This window comes from Mycobacterium sp., from assembly GCF_035653355.1.
Lineage (GTDB): Bacteria > Actinomycetota > Actinomycetes > Mycobacteriales > Mycobacteriaceae > Mycobacterium.
This window is the reverse complement of sequence record NZ_DASRBZ010000401.1, coordinates 1-5,862: the sequence shown is the minus strand read 5'-3', so window position 1 is coordinate 5,862 and position 5,862 is coordinate 1. Positions and strand designations below refer to the sequence as shown.

7 protein-coding genes are annotated in these 5,862 nt (G+C 67.0%); 6 read left to right on the top strand and 1 reads right to left on the bottom strand.

Features of this window, described 5'->3' with window-relative positions:
• Positions 1-256: helix-turn-helix domain-containing protein (locus tag VFA16_RS13835; RefSeq protein WP_324968366.1), on the bottom strand; the 256-nt coding region annotated here is incomplete at its 3' end.
• Positions 257-408: 152 nt separating this feature from the next.
• Here VFA16_RS13835 and zwf point away from each other — a divergent pair.
• The 6 genes from zwf to metK all read left to right on the top strand — a co-directional run.
• Entirely contained in the window at positions 409-1,872 is a 1,464-nt protein-coding gene (gene zwf, locus VFA16_RS13830) for a glucose-6-phosphate dehydrogenase (protein ID WP_324968365.1), read from the top strand.
• A gap of 375 nt (positions 1,873-2,247) precedes the next feature.
• Positions 2,248-2,565, top strand: a complete 318-nt coding sequence (mihF, locus tag VFA16_RS13825; RefSeq protein WP_003920181.1) for an integration host factor, actinobacterial type — start codon at positions 2,248-2,250, stop codon at positions 2,563-2,565.
• Between the two features lie 8 nt (positions 2,566-2,573).
• The gene (gene gmk, locus VFA16_RS13820) at positions 2,574-3,200 is read left to right on the top strand and encodes a guanylate kinase (RefSeq protein ID WP_324968364.1); all 627 of its coding nucleotides are present in this window, start codon (positions 2,574-2,576) and stop codon (positions 3,198-3,200) included.
• A 67-nt stretch (positions 3,201-3,267) separates the two neighbouring features.
• Positions 3,268-3,600: a DNA-directed RNA polymerase subunit omega gene (rpoZ, locus tag VFA16_RS13815; RefSeq protein WP_324968363.1), complete on the top strand. Its 333-nt coding sequence runs from the start codon at positions 3,268-3,270 to the stop codon at positions 3,598-3,600.
• Positions 3,601-3,614: 14 nt separating this feature from the next.
• A complete protein-coding gene (gene coaBC, locus VFA16_RS13810; RefSeq protein ID WP_324968362.1) occupies positions 3,615-4,856 on the top strand; it encodes a bifunctional phosphopantothenoylcysteine decarboxylase/phosphopantothenate--cysteine ligase CoaBC in 1,242 nt (413 codons plus the stop codon).
• A gap of 98 nt (positions 4,857-4,954) precedes the next feature.
• Positions 4,955-5,862: methionine adenosyltransferase (gene metK, locus VFA16_RS13805; protein WP_324968367.1), on the top strand; the 908-nt coding region annotated here is incomplete at its 3' end.

Below are 5,862 nucleotides of genomic sequence, written 5' to 3'. Positions count from 1 at the left end.
CCATCACCTTGTCGCTGACCACCCGGGTCACCAAGCCGACGAACCGGTTGCGCGCCGAACTGCCCACCCCGAGCGGATTGGCCGGCAGGGGCCGTGCGTTGGTGCGCCAGAATTCCGCCAGCTCGTCGCCGGCGATCACCTTGCGGCCGGACTGATCGCGGCTGACCGACAAGCTGCCCTGGTCGATCCATCGCCGCACGGTGTCGTCGCTGACCCCGAGCAGCTCGGCGGCTTCCCGGATCCGCATCATCGGCATAACCAAACCCTAGCGCGCGAGCAGGGCAAAAAAGGCCGTGATGCGGACCAAAGCGCCGTCGCCAACCGCCTTTGCGGAACGCCGCCCGACCCGATGTCGGGCGCTCGCGAATTCGTCGCGTCGCATAGAGACCAAGTGGGAACATCGTAGGTGTGACCAGTTCAACATCAACGACCAAGGGCAAAGCTAGTGGCGCCGCCCCGCACGTCGTCGTCTTGTTCGGCGCCACAGGTGATTTGGCCCGACGTAAGTTGCTTCCGGGCCTGTTCCACCTGTGCATGTCGAAACTGGCGCCCGAACTGCGGATCGTCGGCACCTCGCTCGACGACCTCGACGACGACGGTTTCCGCAAGCTCGCCGGAGAAGCATGCGTGGAGTTTTCCCGGCGTGACGTTAAACGCGACGACCTCGACAAATGGCTGCAGAACTTGCGGTACGTATCGCAGGCGAAGGGAGCCGGCGCGCTATCGGACGCGGTGCACGAGCAGGCCGCCCACCTGGACGGTGAGGTACGGCTGCTGCACTACTTGAGCGTTCCCCCGAAAGCCGTGATCCCGGTGCTCCAGACACTCGAGGACGCCGGACTCGTCAAGGGCGCCCGGGTGGTGATGGAAAAGCCGTTCGGCACCGATCTCGAGAGCGCGGTCGACCTGAACGCCTCCATCCATGAGAAGTTCGACGAATCGCAGATCTTCCGAATCGACCATTTCCTCGGCAAGGAAGCCGCGCAGAACATCCTGGCCTTCCGGTTCGCCAACGGCCTGTTCGAGCCGATCTGGAACCGGACATTCATCGACCACATCCAGATCGACGTGCCGGAGAAGCTGTCCCTGGAGGGCCGCGCGGCGTTCTACGAGCCGATCGGTGCCTTCCGCGACATGGTCGTCACGCATCTGTTCCAGATCCTCGCGTTCGTGGCGATGGAACCGCCGACGGCGCTCGCCTCACGGGCGATCAGCGCCGAGAAGAACAAGGTGTTCGAGTCCATGGTGCCGCTGGACCCGACCCACGTGGTGCGCGGCCAATACCGGGGATATCGCGAGGAGGACGGGGTCTCATCGGATTCCGACACCGAGACGTTCGTGGCGCTCAAGTGCGAGATCGACAACTGGCGCTGGGCGGGTGTGCCGTTCTACCTGCGCACCGGCAAACGCTTGGCTGAGGGCCAGCGCATCATCTCGATTGCGTTCCGGGAACCGCCCAAGAGCATGTTCCCGCCGGGTTGCGGCATCGGGCTGCACGGCCCGGATCACCTCACCTTCGACCTCGCCGACGAGTCCAAGGTGTCGCTGTCGTTCTACGGCAAACGTCCCGGACCAGGCATGAAGCTGGACAAGCACAGCCTGCAGTTCGGCCTAGCCGAGACCGAGGCCGTCCGCGATGTGCTGGAAGGCTATGAGCGGCTGATCCTCGATGCCATGCACGACGACCACACGCTGTACACCACCGCGGAAGGGATCGAGCGGCTCTGGGAGGTCTCCGCCCCGCTGCTCGAGGACCCGCCGCCGGTGCGCAGCTATGACGTCGGCTCATGGGGCCCGAACGCCATTCACCAGCTCATCGCCCCGCATGCCTGGCGGCTTCCGTTCGACCGAGCCTGGCGGGGAGGCAAGTAGGGCCCGCTGCTCGACTCGGCACGCGACACGCGCGACACGCCGCGACGTGCGAAATCGGTCAAGATTCCACCGCCACGGCCGCGGCTAGGCCAGCGGGTGCTGTCGTCACACTGGGCGCGCGACCCGTAGGCACGCCCAAAACTCCTGGTAGACAGCACTATCGCGGCATGCCGCGCTCGCCGCACCACCGGCCAACGCGTCGGGCTTCGCCAGCTTCAGGCAGGCCGCACAAGGTCGTCGACGCGCCCGCAAGCTGGGCCTTTGTGGCCCGAAGCAGGGGGGCGGGTTAGATTTCGTCAGTCAGCGTGGGTACGGTCGTCTCCGCTGGCTGGTGTACCCGGCTGAGACCAACAAGATCGATGAGACGGAGGAATCGTGGCCCTTCCCCAGTTGACCGACGAGCAGCGCGCCGCCGCGTTGGAGAAGGCTGCTGCCGCACGTCGAGCGCGAGCCGAACTCAAGGATCGGCTCAAGCGCGGCGGCACCAACCTCAAGCAAGTGCTCAAGGACGCTGAGACCGACGAGGTCTTGGGCAAGATGAAGGTGTCTGCACTGCTCGAGGCCCTGCCGAAGGTGGGCAAGGTCAAGGCGCAAGAGATCATGACCGAGCTTGAGATCGCGCCGACCCGCCGGCTGCGTGGCCTCGGAGATCGGCAGCGCAAGGCTCTGCTGGAAAAGTTCGGCTCCGCCTAACCGGACAGATGAGCGCCGACGGGGGACCGGACGGCGAGCGCGACCAAGGTCTTCGGCCGGCGACGGCGGGACGTGTGGTGGTGCTGTCCGGTCCCTCTGCCGTCGGAAAGTCGACGGTGGTTCGGTGCTTGCGGGAACGGATCTCTGACCTGCACTTCAGCGTGTCGGTCACGACCCGGGCGCCCCGGCCCGGCGAGGTCGACGGCGTCGACTACCACTTCGTGGCACCGGAGCGCTTCCAGCAGCTGATCGACGACGGTGCCCTGCTGGAGTGGGCGGAGATCCACGGCGGGCTGCACCGATCGGGCACCCTGGCGCAGCCGATTCGTGACGCCACCGCGGCGGGGCATCCGGTGCTCATCGAGGTCGACTTGGCCGGCGCCCGGGCGGTCAAGAAAGCGATGCCCGAAGCGCTCACCGTTTTCCTGGCGCCGCCGAGCTGGGAAGTTTTGGAAGCCCGGTTGGTCGGCCGCGGCACCGAGACACCGGACGTGATCCGTCGCCGGCTCGCCACAGCCCGCGCCGAACTGGCAGCTCAAGCTGACTTCGACCAAGTCGTGGTCAACGATCGATTGGAGACTGCCTGCTCGCAGTTGGTATCCTTGCTGCTGGGAACCACGCCGAACACGGCGTGAGTCGGTTTGTCTGGTTCGAGTCGCTAGCCGTTCCCCGCCGTACTACTTCGCCAGGAGAAATTTTTCAGTGAGCACTCCTCAGTCCGACGCGTCGCCGGCCGCCGCCCCCGCCGCGGATCAGTTCGATCCCGCCCTGGGCGGCACCGTGACCTACGACCCGCCGCTGGGCATCACCAATCCACCCATCGACGAGTTGCTGGAGCGCGTCTCGAGCAAGTACGCCCTGGTGATCTACGCGGCGAAGCGGGCCCGGCAGATCAACGATTACTACAACCAGCTCGGCGAGGGCATCCTCGAGTACGTCGGTCCGCTGGTGGAGCCGGGACTGCAGGAAAAGCCGCTGTCCATCGCGTTGCGCGAAATCCACGCCGACCTGCTCGAGCACACCGAAGGCGAGTAAGTAGGCGTCGCGGCATGGACCGCAAGCGGATCGTCGTCGGCGTCTCCGGGGGCATCGCCGCCTACAAGGCGTGCACCGTCGTTCGTCAGCTCACCGAAGCGGGCCACCAAGTTCGGGTCGTCCCCACCGAATCGGCGTTGCGTTTCATCGGGGCGGCCACCTTCGAAGCGCTGTCCGGCGAACCGGTGCGCACCGGCGTCTTCGACGACGTCCCGCTGGTGCCGCACGTTCATATCGGCCAAGAGGCCGACCTGGTGGTGGTGGCCCCGGCGACCGCCGACCTGCTGGCCCGCGCAGTGGCCGGGCGCGCTGACGATCTGCTGACCGCGACGCTGCTCACCGCGCGATGTCCGGTGCTGTTCGCCCCTGCGATGCACACCGAGATGTGGTTGCATCCGGCCACCGTCGACAACGTGGCCACGCTGCGGCGCCGCGGCGCGGTGGTGCTGGAACCGGCGTCCGGGCGGCTGACCGGCGCCGACAGCGGGGCCGGCCGGCTGCCCGAAGCCGAGGAGATCACCACGTTCGCCCACCTGTTACTGGAACGCCCCGACGCGCTGCCCTACGACCTCGCCGGCTGCAAGGTACTGGTGACCGCCGGCGGCACCCGCGAGCCGATCGACCCGGTGCGCTTCATCGGCAACCGCAGCTCAGGAAAGCAGGGCTACGCGGTGGCCCGGGTCGCCGCGCAGCGCGGTGCCGAGGTCACCCTGATCGCCGGACACACCGCGGGGCTCATCGATCCCGCCGGCGTCGACGTCGTGCACGTCAGTTCCGCGCAGCAACTGCGCGACGCGGTGTCCAAGCATGCGCCCGACGCGCACGTGCTGGTGATGGCGGCCGCTGTCGCGGACTTCCGGCCCGCGCACGTCTCAACCGCGAAGATCAAAAAGGGCGTCGAGGAGCCCCCGACCATCCAGCTCGTCCGCAACGACGACGTGCTCGCCGGCGCGGTACGGGCGCGCGCCGACGGACAGCTGCCCAACATGCGGGCCATCGTCGGTTTCGCCGCCGAGACCGGTGACGCGAACGGCGACGTCCTGTTCCACGCGCGAAACAAGTTGCGCCGCAAGGGTTGTGACTTGCTCGTGGTCAACGCCGTCGGCGAGGGCAAGGCCTTCGAGGTCGACAGCAACGACGGCTGGCTGCTGGCCGCCGACGGCACCGAGTCTGCGCTGCAACACGGCTCCAAGACGCTGATGGCCAGTCGTATCGTGGACGCAATCGCCGCCTTTCTGCACAGCGGCAGCGGGTAAGCCCGATTGGGTGACGCCCGTGCCGGCGGTCGGGTGGACGGCGCGACGATATAATTCGTCTAACTAACATTTTGTCGATGAGGCGGAAGGATCTGGGTGTGAGCGAAAAGGGTCGGCTGTTCACCAGCGAGTCGGTGACCGAGGGACACCCCGACAAGATCTCCGACGCCATCAGCGACTCGGTGCTCGACGCTCTGCTGGCCGACGATCCCCGCTCACGGGTCGCTGTCGAGACCATGGTGACCACCGGGCAGGTACATGTCGCCGGGGAGGTGACCACCAACGCCAAGGAGGCGTTCGCCGAGATCACCGACACGGTTCGCAGCCGCATCCTGGAGATTGGCTACGACTCCTCCGACAAGGGCTTCGACGGCGCGTCGTGCGGGGTGAACATCGCCATCGGCGCGCAGTCCCCCGACATCGCCCAAGGTGTCGACACCGCCTACGAGGCCCGCGTCGAGGGTGTCGCGGATCCGCTGGACGCCCAGGGCGCCGGCGACCAGGGCCTAATGTTCGGCTACGCGATCAAAGACACCCCGGAAATGATGCCGCTGCCGATCGCGCTGGCCCACCGGCTGTCCCGGCGGCTGGCCGAGGTCCGCAAGAACGGCGTGCTGCCGTATCTGCGCCCGGACGGCAAGACCCAGGTCACCATCGCCTACGAAGGCAACACCCCGGTGCGGCTGGACACCGTGGTGATCTCCACCCAGCACGCCGCCGATGTCGACTTGGACAACATGCTGACCCCCGACATCCGGGAAAAGGTGCTCAACACCGTGCTCGACGACCTGGCTCACGACACCCTGGACGCCTCCGACGTGCGGCTGCTGGTCAACCCGACCGGCAAGTTCGTGCTGGGCGGCCCCATGGGCGATGCCGGCCTGACCGGACGCAAGATCGTCGTTGACACCTATGGCGGGATGGCCCGCCACGGTGGTGGCGCGTTCTCCGGGAAGGATCCGTCCAAAGTGGACCGTTCGGCGGCGTACGCGATGCGCTGGGTGGC

Bases quoted from the DNA above. Each gene is read 5' to 3' on its own strand.
- gmk (WP_324968364.1), top strand. From the start codon at position 2,574: ATGAGCGCCGACGGGGGACCGGACGGCGAGCGCGACCAAGGTCTTCGG.
- coaBC (WP_324968362.1), top strand. From the start codon at position 3,615: ATGGACCGCAAGCGGATCGTCGTCGGCGTCTCCGGGGGCATCGCCGCC.